Origin of the sequence: Paenibacillus cellulosilyticus (assembly GCF_003182255.1) — a bacterium.
In the GTDB taxonomy this organism is placed as follows: Bacteria; Bacillota; Bacilli; order Paenibacillales; family Paenibacillaceae; genus Paenibacillus_T; species Paenibacillus_T cellulosilyticus.
On the sequence record NZ_QGTQ01000019.1, the window covers coordinates 18,280 to 44,058 of the forward strand.

Annotated in this window: 21 protein-coding genes and 1 pseudogene; 7 read left to right on the forward strand and 15 right to left on the reverse strand. The window is 51.9% G+C overall.

Features of this window, described 5'->3' with window-relative positions:
- The first annotated feature begins 4 nt into the window (after nt 1–4).
- Complete coding sequence (locus DFQ01_RS20120; RefSeq protein WP_110045708.1) at nt 5–1,318, forward strand: glutamate-1-semialdehyde 2,1-aminomutase; 1,314 nt, start codon at nt 5–7, stop codon at nt 1,316–1,318.
- A 92-nt stretch (nt 1,319–1,410) separates the two neighbouring features.
- Here DFQ01_RS20120 and DFQ01_RS20125 read toward each other — a convergent pair whose 3' ends face one another.
- The 3 genes and pseudogenes from DFQ01_RS20125 to DFQ01_RS20130 all read right to left on the reverse strand — a co-directional run bounded on the left by DFQ01_RS20125 (nt 1,411) and on the right by DFQ01_RS20130 (nt 3,576).
- Entirely contained in the window at nt 1,411–2,649 is a 1,239-nt protein-coding gene (locus tag DFQ01_RS20125; protein WP_245946804.1) for a hypothetical protein, read from the reverse strand.
- Nucleotides 2,650–2,757: 108 nt separating this feature from the next.
- Nucleotides 2,758–2,820 (reverse strand): annotated as a pseudogene (locus tag DFQ01_RS32235) (zinc-ribbon domain-containing protein); the annotation flags it as partial.
- Between the two features lie 18 nt (nt 2,821–2,838).
- Nucleotides 2,839–3,576 carry a hypothetical protein gene (locus DFQ01_RS20130; protein ID WP_110045710.1) on the reverse strand — a complete coding sequence of 246 codons (738 nt, stop codon included), beginning with the start codon at nt 3,574–3,576 and terminating at the stop codon, nt 2,839–2,841.
- An 861-nt stretch (nt 3,577–4,437) separates the two neighbouring features.
- Between DFQ01_RS20130 and DFQ01_RS20135 the strand changes: the two genes are divergently transcribed.
- Complete coding sequence (locus tag DFQ01_RS20135) at nt 4,438–5,130, forward strand: response regulator transcription factor (protein WP_110045711.1); 693 nt, start codon at nt 4,438–4,440, stop codon at nt 5,128–5,130.
- The gene (locus DFQ01_RS20140) at nt 5,108–7,363 is read left to right on the forward strand and encodes a sensor histidine kinase (RefSeq protein ID WP_110045712.1); all 2,256 of its coding nucleotides are present in this window, start codon (nt 5,108–5,110) and stop codon (nt 7,361–7,363) included. The genes DFQ01_RS20135 and DFQ01_RS20140 overlap by 23 nt, the downstream gene beginning before the upstream one ends.
- A 214-nt stretch (nt 7,364–7,577) precedes the next feature.
- Here the strand turns inward: DFQ01_RS20140 and DFQ01_RS20145 are convergent, their stop codons facing one another.
- The 7 genes from DFQ01_RS20145 to DFQ01_RS20175 all read right to left on the reverse strand — a co-directional run bounded on the left by DFQ01_RS20145 (nt 7,578) and on the right by DFQ01_RS20175 (nt 14,026).
- Entirely contained in the window at nt 7,578–8,336 is a 759-nt protein-coding gene (locus tag DFQ01_RS20145) for a nucleoside phosphorylase (protein ID WP_110045713.1), read from the reverse strand.
- A gap of 38 nt (nt 8,337–8,374) precedes the next feature.
- The gene (locus DFQ01_RS20150) at nt 8,375–9,223 is read right to left on the reverse strand and encodes an inositol monophosphatase family protein (protein ID WP_110045714.1); all 849 of its coding nucleotides are present in this window, start codon (nt 9,221–9,223) and stop codon (nt 8,375–8,377) included.
- 86 nt (nt 9,224–9,309) lie between these two features.
- Complete coding sequence (locus DFQ01_RS20155) at nt 9,310–10,128, reverse strand: sulfite exporter TauE/SafE family protein (RefSeq protein WP_425452425.1); 819 nt, start codon at nt 10,126–10,128, stop codon at nt 9,310–9,312.
- Nucleotides 10,129–10,233: 105 nt separating this feature from the next.
- On the reverse strand, nt 10,234–11,328 hold the full coding sequence (gene uvsE, locus DFQ01_RS20160; RefSeq protein WP_110045715.1) for a UV DNA damage repair endonuclease UvsE: 1,095 nt from the start codon (nt 11,326–11,328) through the stop codon (nt 10,234–10,236).
- Nucleotides 11,325–11,645 carry a hypothetical protein gene (locus tag DFQ01_RS20165; protein WP_110045716.1) on the reverse strand — a complete coding sequence of 107 codons (321 nt, stop codon included), beginning with the start codon at nt 11,643–11,645 and terminating at the stop codon, nt 11,325–11,327. Before DFQ01_RS20165 ends, uvsE begins: the two co-directional genes overlap by 4 nt.
- A 72-nt stretch (nt 11,646–11,717) precedes the next feature.
- A complete protein-coding gene (locus tag DFQ01_RS20170) occupies nt 11,718–12,830 on the reverse strand; it encodes a D-alanine--D-alanine ligase (protein WP_110045717.1) in 1,113 nt (370 codons plus the stop codon).
- Nucleotides 12,831–12,889: 59 nt separating this feature from the next.
- Complete coding sequence (locus DFQ01_RS20175; protein WP_110045718.1) at nt 12,890–14,026, reverse strand: amidase domain-containing protein; 1,137 nt, start codon at nt 14,024–14,026, stop codon at nt 12,890–12,892.
- A gap of 277 nt (nt 14,027–14,303) precedes the next feature.
- Between DFQ01_RS20175 and acnA the strand changes: the two genes are divergently transcribed.
- A complete protein-coding gene (gene acnA / locus DFQ01_RS20180; RefSeq protein WP_110045719.1) occupies nt 14,304–17,015 on the forward strand; it encodes an aconitate hydratase AcnA in 2,712 nt (903 codons plus the stop codon).
- A 100-nt stretch (nt 17,016–17,115) separates the two neighbouring features.
- Here acnA and DFQ01_RS20185 read toward each other — a convergent pair whose 3' ends face one another.
- On the reverse strand, nt 17,116–18,000 hold the full coding sequence (locus DFQ01_RS20185; protein ID WP_110045720.1) for a LysR family transcriptional regulator: 885 nt from the start codon (nt 17,998–18,000) through the stop codon (nt 17,116–17,118).
- A 140-nt stretch (nt 18,001–18,140) separates the two neighbouring features.
- Here DFQ01_RS20185 and dapA point away from each other — a divergent pair, with 140 nt between their 5' ends.
- Nucleotides 18,141–19,061 carry a 4-hydroxy-tetrahydrodipicolinate synthase gene (gene dapA, locus DFQ01_RS20190; RefSeq protein ID WP_110045721.1) on the forward strand — a complete coding sequence of 307 codons (921 nt, stop codon included), beginning with the start codon at nt 18,141–18,143 and terminating at the stop codon, nt 19,059–19,061.
- A gap of 575 nt (nt 19,062–19,636) precedes the next feature.
- On the opposite strand, the gene DFQ01_RS20195 is transcribed toward dapA, so the two are convergent.
- Nucleotides 19,637–20,389 (reverse strand): IclR family transcriptional regulator, encoded by a 753-nt coding sequence (locus DFQ01_RS20195; RefSeq protein WP_110045722.1) that lies wholly within the window; start codon nt 20,387–20,389, stop codon nt 19,637–19,639.
- Nucleotides 20,390–20,647: 258 nt separating this feature from the next.
- Here DFQ01_RS20195 and DFQ01_RS20200 point away from each other — a divergent pair, with 258 nt between their 5' ends.
- Both DFQ01_RS20200 and DFQ01_RS20205 read left to right on the forward strand, forming a co-directional pair.
- On the forward strand, nt 20,648–21,778 hold the full coding sequence (locus DFQ01_RS20200) for an alpha/beta hydrolase (RefSeq protein WP_110045723.1): 1,131 nt from the start codon (nt 20,648–20,650) through the stop codon (nt 21,776–21,778).
- Nucleotides 21,779–21,922: 144 nt separating this feature from the next.
- Complete coding sequence (locus DFQ01_RS20205; RefSeq protein WP_245946805.1) at nt 21,923–23,248, forward strand: Fe-Mn family superoxide dismutase; 1,326 nt, start codon at nt 21,923–21,925, stop codon at nt 23,246–23,248.
- Between the two features lie 284 nt (nt 23,249–23,532).
- On the opposite strand, the gene folE is transcribed toward DFQ01_RS20205, so the two are convergent.
- The 3 genes from folE to queG form a co-directional block, all read right to left on the reverse strand.
- Entirely contained in the window at nt 23,533–24,126 is a 594-nt protein-coding gene (gene folE / locus DFQ01_RS20210; RefSeq protein ID WP_110045725.1) for a GTP cyclohydrolase I FolE, read from the reverse strand.
- A gap of 39 nt (nt 24,127–24,165) precedes the next feature.
- Nucleotides 24,166–24,378 (reverse strand): YneF family protein, encoded by a 213-nt coding sequence (locus DFQ01_RS20215; protein WP_110045726.1) that lies wholly within the window; start codon nt 24,376–24,378, stop codon nt 24,166–24,168.
- 164 nt (nt 24,379–24,542) lie between these two features.
- Nucleotides 24,543–25,733, reverse strand: a complete 1,191-nt coding sequence (queG, locus tag DFQ01_RS20220) for a tRNA epoxyqueuosine(34) reductase QueG (RefSeq protein WP_110045786.1) — start codon at nt 25,731–25,733, stop codon at nt 24,543–24,545.
- Between the last annotated feature and the right edge of the window lie 46 nt (nt 25,734–25,779).

Below are 25,779 nucleotides of genomic sequence, written 5' to 3' on the forward strand. Positions count from 1 at the left end.
AATCATGACAATGAATCGTACGCGCTCTGCGCAATTGTATGAAGAAGCATTACAGCATATTGTCGGCGGCGTTAACAGCCCCTCCCGCTCGTTCAAAGCGGTTGGCGGCGGCGCACCGGTATTCATGGAACGCGCGAACGGCGCTTATTTTTGGGATGTGGACGGCAACCGTTACATCGACTATTTGGCCGCTTACGGCCCTATTATTACAGGTCACGCTCACCCGCACATTACGGAAGCGATCGTCCGTGCTGCGACGAACGGCACATTATACGGCACGCCAACGGAGCTGGAGATTAAGCTGGCCCGCATGCTGAAGGAAGCCATTCCTTCGATGGACAAGGTTCGCTTCGTCAACTCCGGTACGGAGGCGGTCATGTCCACCATTCGCGTTGCTCGCGCTTATACGAAACGGAGCAAAATCATCAAGTTCGCAGGCTGCTACCACGGCCACTCGGACCTCGTGCTCGTTGCAGCAGGCTCCGGCCCTTCCACGCTTGGCATTCCAGACAGCGCAGGTATTCCGACGAGCATTGCGCATGAGGTAATTACCGTTCCCTTCAACGACATCGATGCGCTTCGCGCTGCCCTTGAGCGATGGGGCGATGATACGGCGGCGGTCATGGTCGAGCCGATCGTCGGCAACTTCGGTATGGTTATGCCGAAGCCAGGCTTCCTTGAAGCACTGTGCAAAGTAACTCGTGAGTTCGGTGCGCTCGTCATCTACGACGAGGTCATTAGCGCATTCCGTTTCCACTACGGCAGCACGCAGACGTACCACGTATTCCCTGACCAGGCAGCCGTAGAGCCAGACCTGACGGCGCTTGGCAAAATCATCGGCGGCGGCCTTCCGATCGGCGCCTATGGCGGACGCAAAACCATCATGGAGCAGGTCGCTCCGCTTGGCCCTGCTTACCAAGCCGGCACGATGGCCGGCAACCCGGCCTCGATCTCGGCCGGCATCGCTTGCCTGGAAGTGCTGAGCGCACCAGGCGTCTATGAAGAGATGGAGCGACTCGCGATCCGTCTCGTCGACGGCTTCAACGATGCGGCTTCACGCCATGGCGTACCGCTGACGATCAACCGCATTCGCGGTGCTTTCTCAACCCACTTCTGCGATCACCCGATTACGAACTACGAGGAAGCGCAGCAGACCGACAGCGAGCAGTTCGCCCGCTTCTTCCGCGGCTTGCTGGAGGAAGGCATCTGCATCGCACCGTCGAAGTACGAGGCATGGTTCTTGACGACGGCGCACACAGACGCTGATGTGGATGCGACGATTGAGGCGGCAGACCGGGCACTCAAGAAGGTATTGTAGACAGCTTCTAAGTGTTAAAACATAAAGAAATCGTTCAATCCAAACGGAGATGGTTCTCCGATCTGGAAAAGAACGATTTCTTGTGTTTTTTATTAACCTACCGTACTATCCCCCAATACAGGCTTCTCCGGGTTCGTCTTGATCATAGCCGTATTACGTTCAAGTAAATCGCTGCTCCAGAAATAATTGCGACTCGTTTCCGTCAGCCATAATCCATTGGTATCTGACCGCTTTGTTATGGTGTAAGTGTTGCTTGATATATTGTTGGATAGCGTACTGCCGGGATAACTATACTCTTCTTCAGCGGTAACCTGAATCCGATCGGAGTAAATCTCAATACTCATTGGATCAATAGCAATTCGTTCCAAATGAACCTTTGTTTCAGTCCCTCCCTCATACATGCCTTGTGAGAAAGAACTCATGATCGGACTATTCGGATCAATATCAGTCAATAGAGATGCGGTCCCCGCATTTTTCGCTTTTGTCCACGACACATTCGCATTGAGAATTACTTCAGCAACATCTTCAGCGATCGCTTGACTGACAAGGGTAGAGAGGTTGACCTCTTCATTCTCTGATCCATTCACTGATTCAGTTATATCAATGGTTCTCCCGAGCAATGTACCTTTCGCAGCCACCTTTAATTCAGCTGGTACAGGTGCAATTCTAACTCGAGTCTGACCTTCTTCTAGTGCCGGGAAATCAACACCATTCAATGTAAAGCCAACCCCATCGATTTGAGGCATTAAGAATGTTATTCCTGCTTGAACTTCTCTTGTAAGACTCACAGTCGCTTCTTGGTTATGAAACAAATCAACCGAGCCTTGAATCGTCTGTGTACCGCCGTACTTGTTAGACACTTCCGACTTGTATTCGTATACAGCCGGCCAAACAATGCTGAGCGTTCCAGTATTGCTTGGTAGTGTTGCAAGCGACGTTACAACTGTCCACTCCGGCTGTTGTTCGAAGGTGACACTAGAAGGTTTGATCGTATAAGACCACTTCGTCCCGCGCCAGTTTGACTCCTTCACAAACACAATTGTTCCTTCGTCGCCCCAGTCTATTCCGAACTCATTCATTTTGCTGAATTGCTGTTCCGCCAGCAATGCTTCTTTAAAGCCTTTTTTATAGTTCGCAGCAGTGTCATCATTAAATGCCTGTTTGAACGCATCCAATTTTTCAATAGTGGTTAAATCAGCATTTTCGTCAGACAAATAGTCTGCAAGCTTATCTACATTGTGCTCATCTACCGCTGCCTGAAGCGTCGCTTCAAGTTTCTCAGGCGAAGATGGCCCGTATGTATAATGAGCTATAGCATAAACTACTGCCAATACTACAACCACTCCCGTAATCCCGGCGGTAATTAATTTTGTACGCTTAGACATTCGAATCTTTGGAACGATACTAGAAGCCGGCTTCACTATTGATGGATTCGGTTCACCACAATTCCCACAAAAACGAGAATTATCCGTTAGTTCAGTTCCACACTTAGCACAAAACACTCTCCACTACTCCTCTCTCTAGATAATGATAACAGCGAGTACAGCACTGACAATAATGTATGCTGCGATGCTGCTAGCAACGAAGGTCAATCTACGATCCTTGGACACTTCGGATATTTCGGAAGCTAACATCAGATTCAATACAAGTGATGCGAGCAAATTGATAATAACTAAAATAATTGATATTCTTAGTCCAACAATTGTTCCAAGTCCCGCAATAATAAAGCCCGCACCGAAGCTATATTGCATCCCGCCAAAGTATGTAATAAAATCACTTAACGTCAACTTCTTACGACCTAACCAGATCCCAATCAACCACAAAGCCGTACCTAGAGCCACTATGGATACGATGGACAGACCAAAAAGTTTACCTGTGAGCATGGTGCTAATTTTATTAGATACACTTCCTGTTTCAAAAAAGCTATTAATATCGTTAAATCCAAATAGATCATTTAAAAGACTACTAAGTTTCTTCCCAACCATCCAAACCCAAATCATAAATCCAAGTATGGATGCAACCAAACCAAGTATTCCATAAACCAGATCCTTATCGGGTTGCAAGCTTGCAGCTCGCTGAGGATTCTTGAGCAGTGCATAAATCACTTGATAATCCACTTTTTTCAAGGAATCAGCAGCAGAGTTCCCCCAAGATTTCCCGTTACTTACCACTCCCTCTGAACTTGACGCTGCAACTTCATTACAAACATGCTCTTCCCCTTCGACCATCTTTTGTCCACACCGTGTACAAAAATTCATTCTTCCGCCCCCTATGTTTTAATTTTTTTGCTACTTTTGTCGCAAAAGAAGTATATCAGAAGTTATTTGTTGAAGTGTGTCGTATATTGGCGAATAATTATTTTATGTTTAAATTTTAGAATATTTTTAGTTCGTAAAGTAAATCACGTTCCAATATTATCAATTCATTTATTAAGAGAAAAGAATGCCTACCGGTCACAATATCCAATAAGCATCCTAAAACTTATGTATTACTATATATATATTCACTAGTCCTTTCGACCCGCTTCATCAACTTCACGATCGCACTTACCGCCGACTGAATCTCGCTATCCAAAGCATTGGCTATAACGTCGGTATGCAGGTCAGCCGGGAAGCCGTCGGTACCAATTGCCGAGCCAAAGGCCCGCATAAGTTTCTGTGTGTTGGGAGTCGCGTGCCCTATGGGGCAAGCTTTCTGTTTGTGTTTGATAGTTTGTTTAGTGCTGATAGTTAAGCGCTGCTGAGCAGCGCTTATTTCAGTTTCGGGGCCTTATTAGGGTGATTAAGTGTGGTAGATCATCGCTTAATTTACTTGGAGCTGCTGTTTTGCCTGCTGAGTGCGGCATTAAGAGCGGTTTTGCATCACTTAATGGTGCGTGTAGCGCTACTTTTTAGAGATTAGGTGTGGATCTACCACACTTATCCCCTCGATGGAGGTTCAACGCCACCTCTCCCCTACCTCATAAAACAACAGCAACCCTGTTGCCATTTCGTTCATTCAACTCATTAGGTCCTGACTACCGATAAATATTAAGAACTTCTTCATAAATTTGATGATCGAATATTAAGATTTTCCATTTACAATGGGCTAAAGAAACATAACGGGAGGGGTTGAAACCGATGGAACAGCGCACCGTGCTGGTCGTCGACGACGATAAAGAAATACGCGACGCCATTGAGATCTACTTGAAGCAGGAAGGCGTAATCGTTCTGAAAGCGAAGGATGGCTTAGAAGCGTTGGAAATGCTGGAGGCGAGTGAAGTACATCTCATCATACTGGATCTCATGATGCCCCGGGTTGATGGTATAACGGCAACCTTCAAGATCAGAGAAAGCCGCAACCTCCCCATCCTCATCCTGAGTGCCAAAAGCGAGGACAGCGATAAAATTCTTGGACTGCATGTTGGAGCAGATGACTATGTCACCAAACCTTTTAATCCAATGGAGCTTATCGCCCGAGTGAAATCGCTGCTGAGAAGATATGTAACGTTCGGCTCTTATGAAGGCATCAAACGAATGATCGACATCCGCGGCCTTTCGTTAAATCAAGACGCCAAAGAAGTAGCTGTAAATGGCGAATCAGTTAAGCTGACGCCTATCGAGTATAAGATTGTGGAGCTGCTGATGACCAATGCGGGACGAGTCCTCTCCATCCAAGAAATCTATGAACGCGTCTGGAGAGAGCCTGGTTATAATGCGGAAAATACGGTTGCCGTTCACATTCGCAAAATTCGTGAAAAGATCGAGTTCGATCCAAAAAATCCGAGATATTTGAAGGTGGTATGGGGCATTGGATACAAAATGGAAAAGTAGAACCTTATTCACGCTCTTCGCTTTCATGTTCGTCATAGGCCTGAGCGGACCGATCGCTTTCTTCGATCAAGGAAGCCGTTACCTGCATCGCGATTACTACCGGACACAAGATTTTACACAACAGCTTGATCAATTTGCCTTCTATTTGAATCTGTTCGAGCTAAACCCGATCTCCAAACAGCAGGCCAAATCATCCATTACAATAACGGAAGACGAAATCAATGTATATCGTAACCAACAAGGCCCTCTTAACGATCAACTTAATAGGCTCCGTGACGAATATGATCTGCTCATTCAAGATGCAACCGCCAACAATAACGATAAAGTCGCTGACTATTATAAGGACAAGCTTGAACTAGAGAAGCAGAATCTAATGAAGCTGTACGATGATGACGAATATGTTACCGCGCTTATTCGCAAGGAGAAAGAGCAGCAGGTCGACAGCTATTACGAATACGAAGAAAATTCCCGCTCCGAATTCACTTATCTTCGGGATCAATTCGACTATTATTTTCGAGATATTTCCACAGGCAAGGCATATACGAGTCTGAGTACTCAGAATGAGTACACCGCTGTAAATCAATTAAACGGCGACGGCTACAGCTATACCACTGAATACAGAACGGATGTAAACAATTACCTATATAGCTGGATTCAAGGATTCGAGGAGCTGGATGCTTCTTCAAACGTCCCCCATCGAGGCTGGATTGCCGTTCCTGCAACGAGCCCGATGAAAAAGGCTGCCGATACGTACAGACGAGAGCAAATCATCCTGTTCACCTATTGCCTGTTAAGTATAACTTTACTCGTCGTATGCCTGTTACGAATGAGAAAGTTCTTGGTCGTTCACACAGAAAGGGATCGGTTTAAAAGCTACTATCTTCAGATTCCTATGGATGTGCGTATGCTGCTTCTTGCCGCAGTATCCTTGCTGACGATCAGCCTGATCGATCATTTAACGAACCAGCTCATACCCTTCATAGAAGTGCCTGCGGCTTATAGCGGAAAGCTTTTATTCACCCTCGCTTCTGCAACAATCGGTATGATGCTAATCATTGTTCAGGGCCAGCTGTTGACCAATCCACTACGCAAATGGAGTATGGTGAGAGAGGAATGGACTCGTTCCTTGTTGATGCGTGGTGTCACCCGTGCGAGAGTAAATTTCACGCTTGTCGTGAATCAGGTGAAGGACTCTTTTATTTATCGGAACACAGGAATACGACTGCTTGTTTTCTCCTGTATCTTGATCGGATCAGGCTTTATCTGGGGAGGCTCAGCATTTCTGTTCATTCAGAACGATGACGCATCCATCTTCTTGATCACCCCAATTTTCGCAATTGCCGTTGTCGCTGCGCTCCTTCTATTCAATCGGCAATTTGCCTATCTGAATCGAGTCGCTAAAGCAGCGGATGAACTAGTCGCAGGTCGAATGCCTCACGAGCTGGCTATATCGGGTAATAGCGTTGTCGCTGCACTTGCAGCTAATATCAATGCGCTCCGTCGTGGCGTCAAGACTATGCAGAATGAGCAAGCGAAGAGCGAACGATTGAAGACAGAGCTCATTACAAACGTCAGTCACGATCTGCGCACGCCGCTTACTTCCATTATTACCTACGCAGAGCTGCTGAAATCGGAGGATGCAACCGCCGAAGAGCGAGCTGCCTACGTTGAGATTATCGACCAGAAATCGAAGCGATTAAAGACGATGATCGACGATTTATTCGAAGTATCAACCATGGCAAGCGGCAACGCGAAGCTGGTCCTTGCGAAGACAGACCTCGTTCAGCTCATGCAGCAAGCGCTAGCCGAGTACAAGGACGTAATGGACAGCTCTGATGTTCAATTCCGTATCTCCTTGCCGGATGAATCCATCTATGCGCATGCAGATGGCCAGAAGCTATGGCGTGCATTCGACAACCTCATCGGGAACATGGTTAAATATTCGTTGAACAACACTCGCGCCTATATCACGATGCAAGTATCAGAACGGCAAGAGGTTACGATTACGTTCAAAAATGTATCCAAATATGAAATCATCGACAACGCCGATGAGCTGTTTGAACGTTTTAAACGCGGAGATACGTCACGCCATACCGAAGGGTCTGGCCTTGGACTCGCGATTGCCAAGTCAATCGTCGACCTACACGAAGGCCACCTGATATTAGAAACCGATGGCGATCTATTCAAAGCCTCCGTTATCCTCCCGCTGGAAGCTGCATCACTTGCTTCTTAGTTCCTGTCTGCTATGCAAAAAGCCTCAAACCCTCGCCAAGCGAAGGTTTGAGGCTTTTAATATAATACCCTGCACTGGAATAGCTTCAAGCGCAACGGTAAGCTTTGCCCCACAGGGGCACGCGGTTCCTTGCACGTAGTAAATCTGCTAGCCTCTGCTCATCCCACGTTTTCTCTTCCGGGGTCCAGGGGACAGGAGTCCCCTGGGGTCCTCCCTAGCAGGGAGGATTTAGGTGGGTAGAATCCTCAGTAGATAATCTAACGAGTGCGTTGAGCGCCGCCTGTATCTCCCGTTCGACCGCTTGGCCTACGACGTCGGTATGCGGGTCGTAATCAGCCGCGAGGTCGGCATCAGCATAGCCGTCGAGTGCCACAATGGCACCGGCGCGGACACTGCGCAGCGAGGCGATGACGTACAGCGCCGAGATCTCCATCTCGACAGCGAGTGCGCCTGCCGCCTTCCACTTTTTATGCGGGAACTCCTCGATGCCGTTATAGAACACATCGAGCGTTACCGTCATCCCTTTACGAACAACGGTATCTCCCTTAATCTCCTGCGCTGCCGCGTACAGAGCATTGACCACGTCGCTGTCTGCGACAGCGGGGAAGCCGTCAGGCACCAGCTGCCGCGTTAAGCCGTCCGTCCGGATCGCTGCTGTACTAATGACCAGAGAGCCAGCCGGGTTATCCGTAGAATACGAACCTGCTGTACCGACACGAATAAGCGTCTTTACGCCTGCGCGAATGAGCTCTTCGAAGCACACCGCTGCACCAGGACAGCCAACACCGTGGCTGACAACCGCAAGCTTCACGCCGCCGTATTCGCCAACGAATGTCCGATATTCCCTGGCGAAGGCCAGCTCGCGAACGTTGTCGAGCTTCTCCGCAATAGCTGCCGCACGGCGAGGATCGCCGCAGACGAGGGCGTACTCCGGAATTTCCTCAGATTCAACCTGCAGAATCGGCATTAACAACGTCGTACAGCCCCTTCCTCTTCGTAAAACATAAAAGATTAGCTATGTGCAGCCGATTTCTTCAGCTCGCTAATGAAGCTGTCATGCAGCTTGCCGTTCGATGCCGCAACATGGCGTACACCAAGATGGTATGGCTCACCCGCGATATCGGTAACGATGCCGCCCGACTCCTTGATGAGCAGCGAACCCGCTGCGATATCCCAAGCATTAAGGCCGTATTCCCAGAAGCCGCTCAGACGTCCCGCTGCAACATACGCCATATGTAGTGCAGCCGATCCGCCGGAACGGATATTGCGTACCTGTGGCGCGATTGCCTGCAGGCTTTGCATATTCAATCGTGCATTCTCAGGGCTAGCCGGGAAGCCTGTTGCAATAAGGCCTTCATGGAGTGTTCCTTCCTCGGAGACGCTCATCCGTTGGCCGTGCACATAGGCACCTTTGCCCTTCTCTGCGACGAACAGCTCGTCGCGCATCGGATCGTAAACGACGCCGACGATTACTTCGCCCTTGTGCGCCAGTGCGATCGAAACCGAGAAGAACGGGAAGCCGTGTACGAAGTTCGTCGTACCGTCGACCGGATCAACGATCCACAAATATTCTTCGTCCTGCATATCTTGCAGCGCTTGCGTTGATGCCTCTGGCCCAGGCTCAACCCCTTCTTCACCTAGAATCGAATGATGCGGAAATTGAATCATGATCAGATTACGAATCATTTTCTCCGCGCCCTTGTCCACTTCCGTAACAAGGTCTTGTGCCGAATATTTCAATGACAGACTCGTATGCTTCCCGAGCTTCGTCTTAATCCATTCCCCTGCTTTGGCCGCGCAGTTGATTGCTACGGCTGTAAAGCTTTTACCCCCGATCACGGGAGTGTCCTGTTCGCTCACGATTACGCACCCCTTCCAAATTACAAAACGCGTATTTAACTACAATACGTTCGGAACCCCTTAAAGTTTCGCCTGTTTCGAATCGTCTACATTTCTGACAAACCTTCAATGATCAATTGAGCCGCCATAACGACAAAAGTAATCCGCAGCAGCCACAGCAGCGCTTTACCCGTCATTTTGGAAGCGATGTATGCACCTAATTTACCGCCAATCCATGCCCCCGGGACGAGCATGAGCACAATCCACCAATTCGTCTCCCCCAGCCATGCGTGTACGCCTGTTCCAAGAATCGAGGATAAGAAAATGACGAACATCGATGTTGCCGTCGCTACATGCGGCGGGAACCGGAACAGGAGGACCATGACCGGCACGAACAGCGAGCCGCCGCCAATGCCGAACAGTCCTGAAATCAGACCCACAAGAAGTCCGACAGCGAGCGCGGGCAGTACGGAATAGCCGTATTCGTGCGTAACCCCTTTGTCATCCGTGTATGTACGCGTTACAGGCCATTTCTTCGAAATGGGCTTCATATAATCGCGAGCAACAAGCAGTCCCGCCATCAACAGCATGAAAATACCGAATGACAGCTGGAACGCGCCACCCTTTATATGTCCGGTCAAAGCAGAGCCCACCATCGCTGCAGGCCCGCTTGTAATAAACAGCATCCATCCGCTCCGCCAGTCGACGCGGCGCTTCTTAGCATATGACATCGTCGATGCCAGTGCTGTGACAATGAGCACAGCCAGCGAAGTGCCGACCGCTGTCGGGTGCTCGATCGTACTGCCGGTAAGTTCGGCGCCTAGCAGCGTTAAGGCCGGTACGATGATAATGCCGCCGCCAAGGCCAACGATGCTGCCGAACACAGCGGAGACAAGGCCCAGCAAGGCAAGCATAATAATCTCCAGCAAATTCGTTCCTTCTTCCTTATGTATAAATAGGTATGGATATTCTCCCTCTTCCAAGTCATAGCTGAAGGCCACCACCGAAGCTTGGTGGCGGCCCACTATCCGCTATACCTCGATTGCCGAAGGTCCGACGACACGAAGGCGCTCGCCGCGCGCCTCCATGGCACGAAAATCATCCATCAGACGGAATAAGGCGTCGTCCTTTCGTTTCGCCTCCAGCATGCAATCGAGTATCGGCACCGAGCCGGATACCGACTGCAGAAACCGCAGCAGCTGCTCCGGCTCTACGTAGTCGGCGTGGCCGCGAGGGTCGGTAACGCTCTTCGGACTGGATGCATGGATCTTCGGCGGCAGTACCATCGCACCGCCAGGCCAATCCTTTACCGAGCCGGAAGCCGCTTCAAGCGGTGCCGCTGCTCCGAGCTTCTCAACAACATCGTCATCCGCATTCATCGACAGCCGATCATTCTCACGGTGCCATGTGCCGACGATACGCGGCCATAGATCGCCGATCAGCGACTCCTCGCTTTCACCGCCATCATTAACCGCATGGTGATGAATATCCAGTACCATCGGTATCTGCACCGCTTCTGCAATGTCGAGCGTCTCGCGGACATTGAACGTCTTGTCGTCATTCTCCAGCGTCACGCGATTGCGCAGGCGCGCATCGAGCTCGCCGAACTGTCGAATGAACCGTTCACCCGCCACCTGCTTGTCACCGTAGGCGCCGCCGACGTGAATATTATTTTTGGCCGATTCATCAAGCCCCATCGCCTCCAACATCCGGACATGATAGATCATGTCATTGCGGGAGCTGGCGAGCACTTCAGGTCTTGGGGTACTAAAAACGCAAAAATGGTCCGGATGAAACGATACCCGCATGCCGCTCTCTCGCACAAAGGCGCCGATCTCTGCGAACTTGTCGGCCAGCGCCGGGAAGGGATCCCAGTCCTTCACCGCGTCATGCGTCGCCAGCGGTATGAGCTTGGAGGAGAAGCGGTACATTTGAATCCCGCTCCCCCGACAATGACGCAGCAATCGCAGCGTATTGTTCAAATTCTCCTCCGCCAGCCGCTCCAGCTTCCGCAGGGCAGCCTCGCGATCGTCAAGCTTCGAGAAATTCGCATAGGTCATCGTCCGTGAAGGCGAAGCCGACTCCAGCAGCATGCTCATCGCAACGAATCCGAACCGTACAATCATGCGCCTTGTTCTCCGAAGAACATTTCGTATGCAAGCGCCGTTTGCACGCGCGCTTCTTCCTCCGTCAGCTTCCGAACCAGTTCCATCTCAACTTGGGTTACTTCTTCGCCTTGGAAGTTAATCTCCGCAATCGAAGCGACGATGCGAACGATCGCAATCGCTTGGTTGCTTGGAGAATAAGCAATGACCTTCTGGCCTGTCGGGAATACGCGGAAGTCTTTTTTGACCATTTTGCCACGGCCATACTCCAACAGCTCGTACAATTCTTGCTCAGACTTGAATTTGCATACGGAATTGAACTCAGTTTGAAAACCCATCTGTGCTGCCCCCTAATCCATACCAATATGAATTGCTAAGAAAAGTGCTTGTCCTGCGCAGGAAGCGGCCCCTTATAGAGGGGAACCGCCGCCATATTCAATGCGCTGCTTATCAGCGTGACGCTGCAGCGCCAGTGCGATCAAAGTGTCGAGCAGTTCGCTGTAAGGTACGCCTGTTTCTTTCCACATAAGCGGATACATGCTGAACGGCGTAAAGCCAGGCATCGTGTTCACTTCGTTGATGAGCAGCTCTCCATCGGACTTGCGCATGAAGAAGTCGACACGGGACAAGCCCGATCCGTCGATCGCCTGATAAGCGCGAAGCGCCAGCTCGCGTACAGCGTCAGACGTCTCTTGCGGAATGTTCGCCGGAATCTCCATCACAGAGGTGCCATCAATATACTTTGCTTTATAATCGTAAAAATCATTCGACGCCCGAATCTCGCCCGGTACGGACGCCCGCGGCTCGTCATTGCCAAGCACGCTCACTTCGATCTCGCGCGCATCAACGAATTCCTCTACGATGACCTTACGGTCGTAGCGGAATGCGAAATCGATTGCGGCAATCAGCTCTTCGCGATTTCTCGCCTTGGAGATGCCGACGCTGGAGCCGAGGTTAGCCGGCTTGATGAAGCAAGGATAGCCGAGCGAAATTTCGATCTCGTTAATATGGTAGTTCGCATCCTTCTCCCACTGCGTACGGTTGAAGTAACGGAACATGCACTGTGCGAGTCCTTCATGAGCGAATACTTTCTTCATCATGACTTTGTCCATGCCAACTGCCGACGCCAATACACCTGCGCCAACATAGGGGATGTTCGCCATCTCCAGCAGACCTTGGATCGTACCGTCTTCGCCGAACGTGCCGTGCAGCAGCGGGAAAATAACATCAATCGTGCGGCTGTCGCCGCCTGCCGCACCTGTCTGCAGACCTTGGAATACAGGCGCCAATGCAGCGCCATCTCCGCCGCCGCTGCCCTCTAGACGCAGTGCACCAGTATCCTTCGGCGGAGCCAGCAGCACATCACCTGAACGCCACTGGCCGTCTTGCGTAATGTAGAAAGGCTTTACCTCGTACCGGTTATAGTCAAATTCGCCCATCACCGCAAGCGCAGTGCGGAGCGATACTTCATGCTCTCCAGATTTTCCCCCGTAGATCAATCCTACGCGAACCTTCTCGCCCATTTCATTTTTCCTCCGGTTGCTCGTAATTGCGGCCATTCTAATGAGGCTCTCCCCAACATTTAGAATTGATCGGCCAGATGAAATAATCGGTATCTCGTCTTCTCGGTCCAGGCATACGAATCTTTGTAATCCCAGTAACGATGCCGGCTGGCAACCGTATTGGCGTTAACGAGCGGCATGCCGTCGACATCAAACGCCGTTACAATCGTGCTGTGCTGGTATCGATAATCCCCGTTCCAATCATAGAGAATGACATCTCCAAGCTGCAGTTGGTCCGCGGATTCGACCATCGTCCCCCGCATGCCGCCGTTTCGGCCTGATGCCAGAAACGATTGAAGCGCATTGGCAACTGCCCAGCTATAACTCCAATTCTCACGGCCGCCACTGCGCCCTTGATACCACCAGCCGCTATCTCTTTTACCAGTATAGTGCATCGGCGCATGGCCTGCAAAGATGCACTGGGACACATAGTTCGTGCAATTAACCTCGAACAGCTCATAGGCCGGATTGCCCTCATTCCACCATCTGTCAGCATAGGCAGCAACAAGATCTCTTCGATAATTTTGCTTCGCACGCTGTTTGAATTCGGGCAAAATATCATAATTTAAGAACGGTGCCGAAGGCGGACGAGTTCGCCGCTGCTGACCACCGAACAGTATATCGCCTTCTTCGGGCAGCAGCGACTGCTCGTTCGCGCCAAAACGGGGGCGGCGCTCGGACACGACCGGCTCCACACGCGTAATGGTCCAGCTCTTGCCATCGCGCGCCAGCCATAGTCGTTCGTGCTCGAGCCTCTCCTCTGTATAGGTTCGGCTTTTCTGTTCCATAATTCGCTTTATACGGAGCTTGAGTAAGACCGAGGTTTCGGCGGCAGACTCGTTCACCCGAATGATCTCCGCCTTCGTCTCGCTGCGGGAGGACAACACGCCGCGCAGCAGATCGCGTTCTCGCAGCCGTTCGAGACGGCTGCCGAGCCGGAGCAGATGATCCTCATCAGCGATTAAGCCATCGAAAACAGACGGGTGCTGATCGACCTCTGCTTGGTTGAACAGCTTAACGTACGCATGTACGCCTGTTTTCCAGGTTTCGGCTGCAGGCGGCGGCTGTGGCGGAGACTGCAGCAATTGTCGCTGCTGCGGTATCCGCGGTGCTATACCGCCGCGTTTGCCAGCTACACGACTCGCTGAACGCGGCATGTTGATCCCTCCTAAAAGCAATTTCGATGTCACTACCCTGTAAGGCGAATTGCTACTTCGCAGGCATCGCTCTTTTCGAACAGTAAAAAGACGCTTCTTCTATCGTATGTGGGCACCAGCCCATTCATGAGAATTGGCAGTCGAAAACCTTGCAAACAGGCTTTACGTAGCCCCATCAATCACGATATACTGTAGTCAGAAGCATTTTGTGAAATCGTGTTTCATCTAGTGAAACGCGATGACAATAGCATTTATCTTTAAGGAGGCGTTATTGTACATGGCTAAGCAAGACCAATACGGCGTACGCCAGTCGCTGGAATCCGGCGGCAAGTCGTATGCGTACTACAACCTGCCAGCACTCGAGAAACAAGGACTCGGCAGCATCTCCAAACTTCCATTCTCCATTAAAGTGCTGCTCGAGGCAGCGATTCGTCAATTCGACGGCCGCGGCATCACAGAAGAGCATGTTAAACAACTCGCAACTTGGGCTGAAGCTCGTTCGGACAAAGAAATTCCGTTCATCCCAGCTCGTATCGTTCTGCAGGACTTCACTGGCGTACCAGTTGTCGTTGACCTTGCAGCAATGCGCGACACGGTTAAGAAAGCCGGCGGCGACCCTAAACGTATCAACCCGCTCGTACCGGTTGACCTCGTAATCGACCACTCCGTCATGGTTGACGCATTCGGCTCCCCGGATGCGCTTGAGACGAACATGAAATATGAATTCCAACGGAACGCAGAGCGTTACAAGTTCCTCCGTTGGGCACAAACGGCGTTCGATAACTTCCGTGCGGTTCCACCAGCAACGGGTATCGTTCACCAAGTTAACCTTGAATATCTTGCATCTGTAGCGGCTACGAAGACGGTTGACGGCGAAACAGTCGTATATCCGGACTCGCTCGTTGGTACGGACTCCCATACAACGATGATCAACGGTCTTGGCGTAGTAGGCTGGGGCGTTGGCGGCATCGAGGCAGAAGCTGGCATGCTCGGTCAACCACTCTACTTCGTTATGCCGGAAGTTATCGGCTTTAAACTGACGGGCAGCCTGCCAGAAGGCTCTACGGCAACTGACCTTGCACTGACGGTTACGCAAATGCTCCGTAAGAAGGGCGTTGTAGGTAAATTCGTTGAGTTCTACGGCTCCGGTCTGTCGAACATCAGCCTTGCTGACCGTGCTACGGTTGCAAACATGGCGCCTGAATACGGCGCTACGATCGGCTTCTTCCCAGTCGACGACGAGACGCTTGCGTTCCTCCGTTCGACGGGTCGCGAAGAAGAGCAAGTGAAGCTCGTTGAAGCTTACTACAAAGAGCAAGGCATGTTCCGTACGGACGATCTGGCTGATCCAATCTTCACAGACGTTATCGAACTCGACATGTCGACGGTTGTTCCATCGCTCGCAGGTCCTAAGCGTCCACAAGACCGCGTAGAACTGACAGCGATGAAAGAAGCGTTCAACAGCATCATCCGCACGCCAATCGACAAAGGCGGCTACGGCCTGTCCGAAGAGAAGATTGAGCAAAAGGTTGACGTGAAGCATCCAAACGGCGATGCTAGCAAGATGGGTACGGGCGCTGTTGTTATCGCAGCTATCACATCCTGCACGAACACGTCTAACCCTAGCGTAATGGTAGGCGCAGGTCTCGTAGCGAAGAAAGCGGTCGCTCGCGGTCTGACGAAACCAGGCTACGTGAAATCGTCCCTGACGCCAGGTTCCCTGGTTGTTACGGAATATCTGAAAAATGCTGGCCTGATCGAGCCGCTCGAAGCTATCGGCTTCCACGTTGCTGGTTATGGCTGCGCAACTTGCATCGGTAACTCCGGTCCACTGCCAGATGAAGTTGGTCAAGCGATCGCTGACAACGACATGACGGTAGCGGCTGTACTGTCCGGTAACCGTAACTTCGAAGGCCGCGTTCACGCGCAAGTTAAGGCTAACTACCTGGCATCGCCGCCACTCGTCGTTGCATACGCACTGGCTGGTACGGTTAACATCGACCTGGCAAACGATCCAATTGGTTACGACCAAGACAACCAACCGGTTTACCTGAAAGACATCTGGCCAACGAAAGCGGAGATCCAAGAAGCAATCAGCACGGCGATGAGCCCGCAAATCTTCCGCGACAAGTATGCCAACGTCTTCACGCAAAACGAGCGTTGGAACGCAATCGACGTACCAGAAGGCGAAAGCTACGAGTGGGACGAAAGCTCGACGTACATCGCGAACCCACCATTCTTCGCGAACCTCGGCGCTGAAGTTGGCGACATCGCTGACATCAACGGCTCGAACGTTCTTGCCCTGCTCGGCGACTCCGTTACGACGGACCATATCTCGCCAGCTGGTAACATCAAAGCTGACAGCCCTGCCGGCAAATATCTGATCGAGCATGGCGTTAAGCGCGAAGACTTCAACTCGTACGGCTCGCGTCGCGGTCACCACGAAGTGATGATGCGCGGTACGTTCGCTAACATCCGTATCCGTAACCAAGTGGCTCCAGGTACGGAAGGCGGCGTTACGAAGTACCTGCCTACGGACGAAGTGATGTCGATCTACGATGCTTCGATGAAATATCAAGCAGAAGGCAAAAACCTCGTCGTTATCGCAGGCAAAGAGTACGGTACGGGCAGCTCCCGTGACTGGGCAGCTAAAGGTACGTTCCTCCTCGGCGTTAAAGCAGTTATCGCAGAGAGCTTCGAACGTATTCACCGTTCCAACCTCGTGGGCATGGGCGTTCTGCCGCTCCAATTCCAAGCAGGCCAAAGCTGGTCTTCGCTCGGTATCACGGGCCGCGAAACGTTCGATATCCAAGGTCTCTCCAACGACGTTCAACCAGGTCAACTGGTTACGGTAACGGCTACGCGCGAAGACGGCTCGAAGTTCGACTTCCAAGCTATCGTTCGCCTCGACTCCCTCGTGGACGTTGACTACTACCGTAACAGCGGTATCCTGCAAACGGTTCTGCGTCAAATGATCGCAAACATGTAGTATAGGACTAGGCAGCTATCCTGCCTAGTCTGATATAAGAATGGCCTGTAAGCAAAGCGGTGAATACCGCTTCGGCTTACAGGCCATTTTGTTTAGGTGCTCATTGCAGCAGCTCGATAAACTGCTGCGTTGCACGTGACATCCACTTCTTCGGGTGATACACGAGCAGCAGCGATAGGCTAAGCTCGTGATGCTGCACGGGCAGCGCGGCAAGCTCGCCGCGGCGCAGCTCCTCCTCTGCTGCCATGCGCGGCAAAATCGCAATGCCCGATCCCGCTCGAACGCAGCGCTTGATCGCCTCTGGATTGCCAAGCTCCAGCCCAATGCGGTACGGGATACTTTGCGACCGCATCATTTTCTCAAGCAGAATCCGGTAGTTGCAGCTGTCCTCTGTCATCATCCACTCCTGATCAGCTAGATCAGGAAGTGTGAGGGAGCGCTGCTCCGCGTTCGCCAGCGCATGATCCGGACGAGCGACAATGACAAGCGGCTCGGGCCTAAGCTTGATCCATTTCAGTGATGGATCATTTGCAGTTGGCTCATGATGTTCATCCAGCAGCAAGCCGATGTCAAGCTCGCCTTCTCTTACTTTGTTCAGGATAGCTGGCTCGTTCTCGGGTTGAACACGAATGGATAACCCCGGCTGCAGCTCGCGTATACGCTGAATGAAAGGGGGCAAATAATAAGCCGCCAGCGAGTCGATGGTACCAATCGTCAACGTTCCTCCACCCTGCTGAGCCAGCTTCTCCTTCGATTGCTGGTACAAGTCGAGCATTTGGGTTGCGATCACAAGCAGCTCCTCGCCCGCCGTCGTCAGTCGCAGCCCTTTGCCGAAGCGCTCAAAGAGCTGGACATCGTAGGCTCGCTCCAGCTTCTGAATCTGGGTGGTGACGCTGGATTGCGCATAACCAAGCGCTTCCGCTGCCTTGGTTATGCTCTGGCGGACGGCTACTTCACGGAACGTGTGCAGGTATGTCAGCTCCATGCTTCGTCCTCCCTTTCTTCTGGCTGTTGAGCCGTTCTCAGTATCGAAATTATTGATGATAGATATCAATTATTATAGATAACAGTGATGGGTCTTGTCATGTTAAAGTTAAGCCAATCGATTATGAGGAGGCTGCGGCAATGTTATCTGCACACCAACTGAAAGGCATATTCATTCCTATCATTACTCCGTTTCTTCCAAGCGGAGAGCTTGATCTTGCATCATTCGAGCGGATGGTCAGCCAACTGCTGACGCACGATATTCATGGTATTGTGCTTAACGGTACAACAGGCGAATCGCCGACGGTTGCTTGGGAAGAAGTGCGTACACTCATGGAATCTATGGGTGCAAATATGAGGAGGGGATTCGGACAGGAGTCTGTACGGGGAACGAGTCAAAGATCGGTGCCAATCATTATTGGCGTTGGCACGAATGACACTAGAGCTTCCGTTAGACGCGCTGAGATGGCTGGCAATATGGGCGCAGATGCGGTTCTCGTCGTAACCCCCTATTACAGCCGCCCATCGCAGGAGGGCATTGTCGCGCATTATGAACGAATTGCACAGGTCGGCGTACCTGTTATCGCCTATGAGATTCCTGCCCGGACCGGTGTACGTGTAGATGTGGACACGATGCGCAGAATACTCGACATTGATGGCGTAATCGGGCTCAAAGACAGCTCCGGAGGTACGGACCTCGTCTCGGCGCTAACTGCCAGCGGGAATAATAAACCTATATTGTGCGGGGAAGATCGGCTGTTTCACGCCATGTTAGGTCAAGGCGCCAGTGGCGGGATGCTCGCCTCTGCTCATGTAGAGACAGATGCATTCTTGGACGTTTACCGATTGGCTGCTGAAGGACGATATAGCGAATCGCTTAGCGCATTCAATTGCCTGCTTCCGCTCATCGAGCTGCTGTTCCGAGAGTCGAACCCTGCACCGCTGAAATGGCTGCTCGCGCAGCAAGGAGTGCTAGCCAGCGATACTTTGCGCTTGCCGATGATGCCGATCACGGCTGGGCTGCAGACGGATTTGGGGCAACTGTTGGCGAAAGGAAAATAGGACGGTTTTTGTAGAGGCGATTTTTCGCCTCTATCCTTGCGGCTTGCTCACCACCAGCTCGATAGAGGCGATTTTTTGCCTCTATCCTTGCGGCTTGCTCACCACCAGCTCGATAGGGGCGATTTTTCGCCTCTATCCTTGCTGCTTGCTCACCACCAGCTCGATAGGGGCGATTTTTCGCCTCTATCCTTGCGGCTTGTTCACCACCAGCTCGATAGGGGCGATTTTTCGCCTCTATCCTTGCTGCTTGCTCACCACCAGCTCGATAGGGGCGATTTTTCGCCTCTATCCTTGCGGCTTGTTCACCACCAGCTCGATAGAGGCGATTTTTTGCCTCTATCCTTGCGGCTTGTTCACCACCAGCTCGATAGAGGCGATTTTTTGCCTCTATCCTTGCGGCTTGTTCACCACCAGCTCGATAGGGGTGATTTTTCGCCTCTATCGGCTTAGTTCAATCTTTCAAACGAACTCTGAAGTGCTCCATTTCGGCCGGTGAGGATTGGTATCAGCATTTCAATCCAAACAATAAAGCCTTTATCCACGCTGACTCATCAGCTAGGATAAAGGCTTCTTCATTATCGCGCCATCGTGCCCATACGGCTGGCGGCTTCGATGATAGCTGGTGCGATCTCTCGCATCCGCTCCGTCGTCAGACGGCTTGATGGCCCTGAGACGGACAACGCAGCAATGAGCCGCTGATGGCGATCGTATATCGGCGCCGAGACAGCGGCAGCCCCCGGCTCGCGCTCCTCGATACTCATCGCATAACCGTTGCGGCGGATTTCGATCATCTGGCATTCGAACATATGCCGATTGACGACTGGCGGCTGGATCGTTTCGAGCTCCGTAAATATTTCCTGCTGCGTCGGCTCATCTGCGAATGCAATCAGTACCTTGCTGGAGGCACCAACATACAGCGGCAGTCTCGCTCCAACCGTCGCAACCCTGCGAACCGCCTGATTGCTCTGCACCGCTTGGATACGAATCCGTTCGCCGCCGCTCCGCACGTATAGACTAACCGTCTCGCCCACCGCATTGCGAAGCCGCTCCATCTCCGGCTGCCAAATAACCGCAGGGTCATCGGAAGACGTCAAATGCGCGGAAAGCTCCCATACCCGGAAGCCAAGCCGATAGCGCTCTGTTCCACTATCACGCTCCACGAAGCCGCGATCTTCAAGCGTCGACAGCATGCGGTGGACCGTGCTCTTATGCAGACCGACACGTTCTGCGATCTCCGTCATTGCAAAATCTGTTCCTAATGTGAAGCATTGCAAAATATCAAGCGCCCGCTCGACTGCTCTAACGGTCGATTTTCCTTCCTCTGCCATCGTCACTCCGCCCTCCTCTGCGATCTACTCTGTCTATTAAATTCCAAATAGATTTGGTCTATTATTGTTTCGTACAATGAAACATCGTTGCATTAAGTATAACTCAAACGTTGATTAACGTAAAGATAAACTCACTATATTTCAACTATATTACAAACGGCTTACATCTCATCGACATCGATTGACACTCTTGTACAACGGTCATACGATAGTAGTACTAACAGACTAAAGCGCTTCCAATGAGAGGGGATGTTCCGGATGAGCAGCACGATTCTACCAACACCATTGCCAGTCAACAGCCTACCGGCACCCATCGTACAGCCTACACCGCAGCCACGTGTAGTTAGCAGACGCAAGAGCGGCAAACACGCATTGTTTGCTGCCGTGTCCGCAGCCGCAGCGCTGTGCGTCCTTGCAGTGGTCGCATTCCATGGGTATATCGCATGGATGCTCGCGCACCCGTACGTTGCCCCTCTCTACTCGAATCCGATGGAAGCAGCAGGTCTTCCGTACGAGGATGCTGCATTCTCCAGCATGAGCGGCCGTACAACGGTTGGCGGCTGGTTCATCCCAGCTAGCGATAACGATGGTCCGCAGCCTGTCGCCCAGACTTCGGCAGTCGACCATACGCAGGCGAGCGAGTCGCAGCGTACCGTTATTTTCAGCCATGGCTATGGCGCCAACCGCGAAGAAACATGGGTCCCGATGTATGACCTTGCCGCATTGCTGCATCGTCTGAACTACAACGTGTTCATGTTCGACTATGGCTATGCATCCACCGACTATAAAGCGCCGGCAACCGGCGGCTACGAAGAATCACAGCAGCTGCTGGCAGCCGTTCAATATGTCAAAGAACGCGGTGCATCCGAGATTATCGTCTGGGGCTTCTCGATGGGAGCTGGTACAGCACTGCAAGCTGGACTCCAGACCGACGATATCGACGCGATGCTGCTCGACAGCCTCTTCCTGCCGAGCCCAGATACGCTGTTCCATAATGTTACCCAAGTGCTTCCGCTGCCCAAATACCCATCATTGCCGCTCATCGAGATGATGCTGCCAGCTTTCACTGGCACTTCGTTCAGTGGTATTCCGGCGGAGGAAGTTATGGTGAAAGACTACCCGATTCCACTGTTCATCATGCATGGAACCGAAGATACGAAAGCGCCTTACGAGATCGCGGACCAAATCGCGCACAATCAGACGAATCCGCTGTCGCAGGAATGGATCGTCGAAGGCGGCAAGCATGAGCTGTTATTCCAAGTCCACGCAAAGGAATACATCCAGCGCGCAGCGCTGTTCCTCGGCCAAGTGCATCAGCAGCATGCGGATGCGGCCGACAAGGCAACCGGCACGGATGACACAGCGCCCGCCAACTCCGTTGCTCTCTAGTGACACTCTTAAATTGTGATGTGTTTCAAAAGCACGACATAGCTCCGCATGGTCATGAATACATCTTAAGCGTATACGTTTGTTCTCCAATGGGAGTACGGACAACCGGGACGCGCAAGAGTCATGAACAAGGAGGCTGATGTCGTGCTTTTTGTATATGGACCACAGACACCTCTTCGACTGCTGGAAGAAATCCGCGATTGGAAAAGGCAAGAAATCGAACATGCCGCAGTCATTCGTCGATTCTCACCAGGATTGGAGCAGGAATATGTATGGCTGCTCTCCGAGTGGGAACAGCCGCTTCGTGCGGCCGAGCGCGTTGCAGACAAGTGCCTGAACGAGGCACTAACACGTGGCGCCAATGTTGAGCCAAGCGATGAAAAGACGATTACACGCGCGGAGCTGCTGCTCCAAGCATCCGCTTATCAGTCTCAGCGGTTCGTGGAGCATCTTCTGCAGCTGCTTGAGAAAAGTCCTTCGTTGTCTGCCAATCCGTCAGCCAAATCGTTCGTCCTGCATGCGGTGCGCCAATCAAACGGCTACTTAGGCGTGCAGGACACGTATCGGTATACGCGGCAGGAGCTATTCGAAAGCCGCGGTGGGCCCGATGATCCGTTTACAGCGCTAGACTCCGACATTGCACGCAAAGCAGGCAGACCGGGCACTGCAAGGACTCGCCCAGCCAAGAGCACAGCAGCAGCTCCGTCTCAAGCACCTGCTAACAGCCACGTACAGGCTGCTGAGCCTGCCTCACATGCTGTCGCTCACTCCGATTCACCGGCGCCAACAGCGTCCACTGACGATGCGGCTGACCTCGTTAGCGAGGAACGCGCTCCAGTGACACAGGTGCCAATCGGAGGTCACCGGCTCCCTCCGTTGCCCTATGCGTATAACGCGCTCGAGCCTTATATCGACGAGATGACGATGCGTATCCATCATGATAAGCATCATCAGAGCTATGTCGATGGCTTGAACAAAGCGGAGCGCGAACTACAGCAAGCAAGACAGTCCGGCCAGTTCGACCTCGTGAAGCACTGGGAGCGCGAACTTGCGTTCAATGGTGCAGGCCATTATTTGCATACCCTATTCTGGACGGTCATGGCTCCTCAAGCCGGCGGCCAGCCTTCAGGCTCCCTAGCTAATCAAATCCGTCAGGACTTCGGCAGCTTTGAAGCGTTCAAGAAGCAGTTCACTGAAGCCGCGAACAAAGTCGAAGGCGGCGGCTGGGCGATTCTTGTCTGGAGCCCACGTGCTAGACGGCTCGAAATACTCACAGCGGAGAAGCATCAGAACTTGTCCCAATGGGACGTCGTTCCGATTCTGCCGCTCGACGTATGGGAGCATGCGTATTATTTGAAGCATCAGAACAACCGGATCAATTACATCAACAGCTGGTGGAATGTCGTCAACTGGCCGTTCGTTAATCAACGCTTCGAGCAGGCGAGCAAGCTCATCTGGGAGCCGTTCTAACAAGGCTGCCTCCACCTGTTTTTCTCTACTACCGTCAAAGCGACCACCGACGCCGCTTTGGCGGTTTTTATTAGAAACTCACATGCATGGATCGCCTTCATGTCTCATTTTAATATTGATAATGATTATCATTATCTTCATAAACGTATCATAGCGATACGTTTTGCCAATGTCAAGGTTTGTCCTCCGCTGTTAATCTGCCCTTCTTTAACGTAAAAAAAGCCTCCCGCAACGCCGCTAACAATAGCAGCGAGCCGGAGGCTCCTGTAACAATATACTCGTTATTAATCCCTGATTAATGCCATAAATTCCGCCCGCGCTGCAGCATTGCCGTGGAATTGTCCCCTTACAGCTGACGTAACCGTCTTGCTGCCTGTCTTCTTCACGCCACGAGCGCACATGCACAAATGCTCGCCTTCGACGACGACCATGACGCCATGAGGCTTCAATTCTTCCATCAGAATGTCGGCGATTTGCGACGTAATCCGCTCCTGCACCTGCAGCTTGCGGCTGACCGCCTCTACGAGACGAGCGAGCTTGCTGAGCCCTACGATTTTGCCGCTTGGAATGTAACCGATATGCACTTTGCCGAAGAACGGCGCCATATGGTGCTCGCATTGGCTGTAGTACACAATATCTTTGACGATAACCAGCTCTTCATGCTGCTCGTCGAATGTTACACCCAGTACCTCACGAGGATCTACCTCATACCCTGCAAAAATCTCTTCGTACATGCGAGCTACACGAGCCGGTGTCTCCAGCAAACCTTCGCGTTCGACATCTTCCCCGATTAGCTTCAGAATCTCACGTACATGATATTCGATTTGGTCGCGATTGCTCGAAACCATAGAATTGACGTAATCTTTCTTGCCCGCCATCCGATTTCCTCCTTCCGGACGCGCAGAAACTACCGTTTCTTATCGTTTAAACTTCTGATTGCGCATCATCTGTTGTGCTTTTTTCATTTGCTGGCCATTCAAGTTGTAACCCATTTGCTTCGCCATTTTGGTCAGCATTTCAGGATCACTTTGCATCTTCTCGAGCTGTTTGCGCAGGTAGAATACGCCTGCAAAGAAGCCGCCGGCAGCGCCGACAATCAAAGCCACAATGGCTGTAATTGTAATCCACATGGTCAATGTCACCTGTCCTTATCCAATTCGCTCTTACGATACGCGACTCTCGTACATCAACCTCTTGAACGACACCGCCGCGTATATATCGGCATATTGCCTCTAATGATAGCATGATCCCCTAGGGAGCGCAAACGATGATTTTTCCTGCAATTTCAGTCGATTTATTGCAGATCCTCTACCGTTTCCGACGCTAATGTAAGCGCGGTCATTGCCCGGGCAATTGCCGATGATGCTTCTTCATTCGTTTCGGTCGTGTGCGCGATACGAAGTGCCTCCGCGGCCTCTTCCCCGCCGATCATGCCCAATGCCCATGCAGCCGTTCCTCGCAGCTCAGGACGCGGGTCAACCCGCAATACGTCGATGATCGCCGGTACTGCCGAGCGTTCGCGAAAATTGCCGAGCGCTATAATCGCGTTGCGCTGAATCGGCTTCTTCCCGCGCCATGAGCCGGATGCGGAGCCAAACGTCTCTTTGAATTCCCGATTGCCAATCGTCAGCAGCGGCAGCAAGAGCGGCTTCGCAATTTCGGGATCAGGCTGCAGCTCCGGTTGATGCGTCCAGTTCTTTCCTCTATTCGCCGGACAGACGATCTGACACGTATCGCAGCCATACAGCCGATTGCCGATTTTGCGCATATACGTATCGGACAGCATCGTCTTGGTCTGAGTTAGAAACGAAATACACTTGTTCGAGTCGAGCTGGCCGGGTCCTACTAAAGCTCCTGTCGGGCAAGCATCGATACATTTATTGCATGTTCCGCACTGGTCCTCAAGCGGCGTATCCGGCGGGAGCGGCAGATTCGTGATTGTCTCGCCAAGGTATATCCAGGAACCAAGCTTAGGCGAAATAATCGAGCAGTTCTTCGCACTCCAGCCAAGACCCGCACGTTCTGCTACAGCCCGATCCGACAGTGCCCCTGTATCGACCATGCTCATCATACGTACGCCTGGAACCCGCTCTTCGAGCCACGCCTCCAGCCGAGCCAGCCTGTCCCTTAATACGCTGTGGTAATCCATTCCCCATGAGGCCCGTGCGAAAATACCTCTCCGCGCTCCAGGCTCAGACTTCGGAGGATCAGGAAGCTTCGACGGATACGCTACTGCGATCGCAATGATCGACACTGGTCGATCGAACAGCAGCGACGGATTCGTGCGCAGCTCGATATCCGGTTCTTCAAAGCCGGACTCACGACCTAGCTCCCGATGTCGGAGCAGACGTTCCTTCAGTTCAGTGAACGGTTCTGCCGACGCTATCCCAATATCATCAATGCCAAGCGATGGAGCAGCCGCCTTTAACTCAGCCTTAAGCACATGCCAATCAAAGCCTGTCCATGCTGCTTCTTCCACATCCATCTGCTGTTGTGCTTCATCCTGCTGCGGATGCTCCATCCCTAACTCA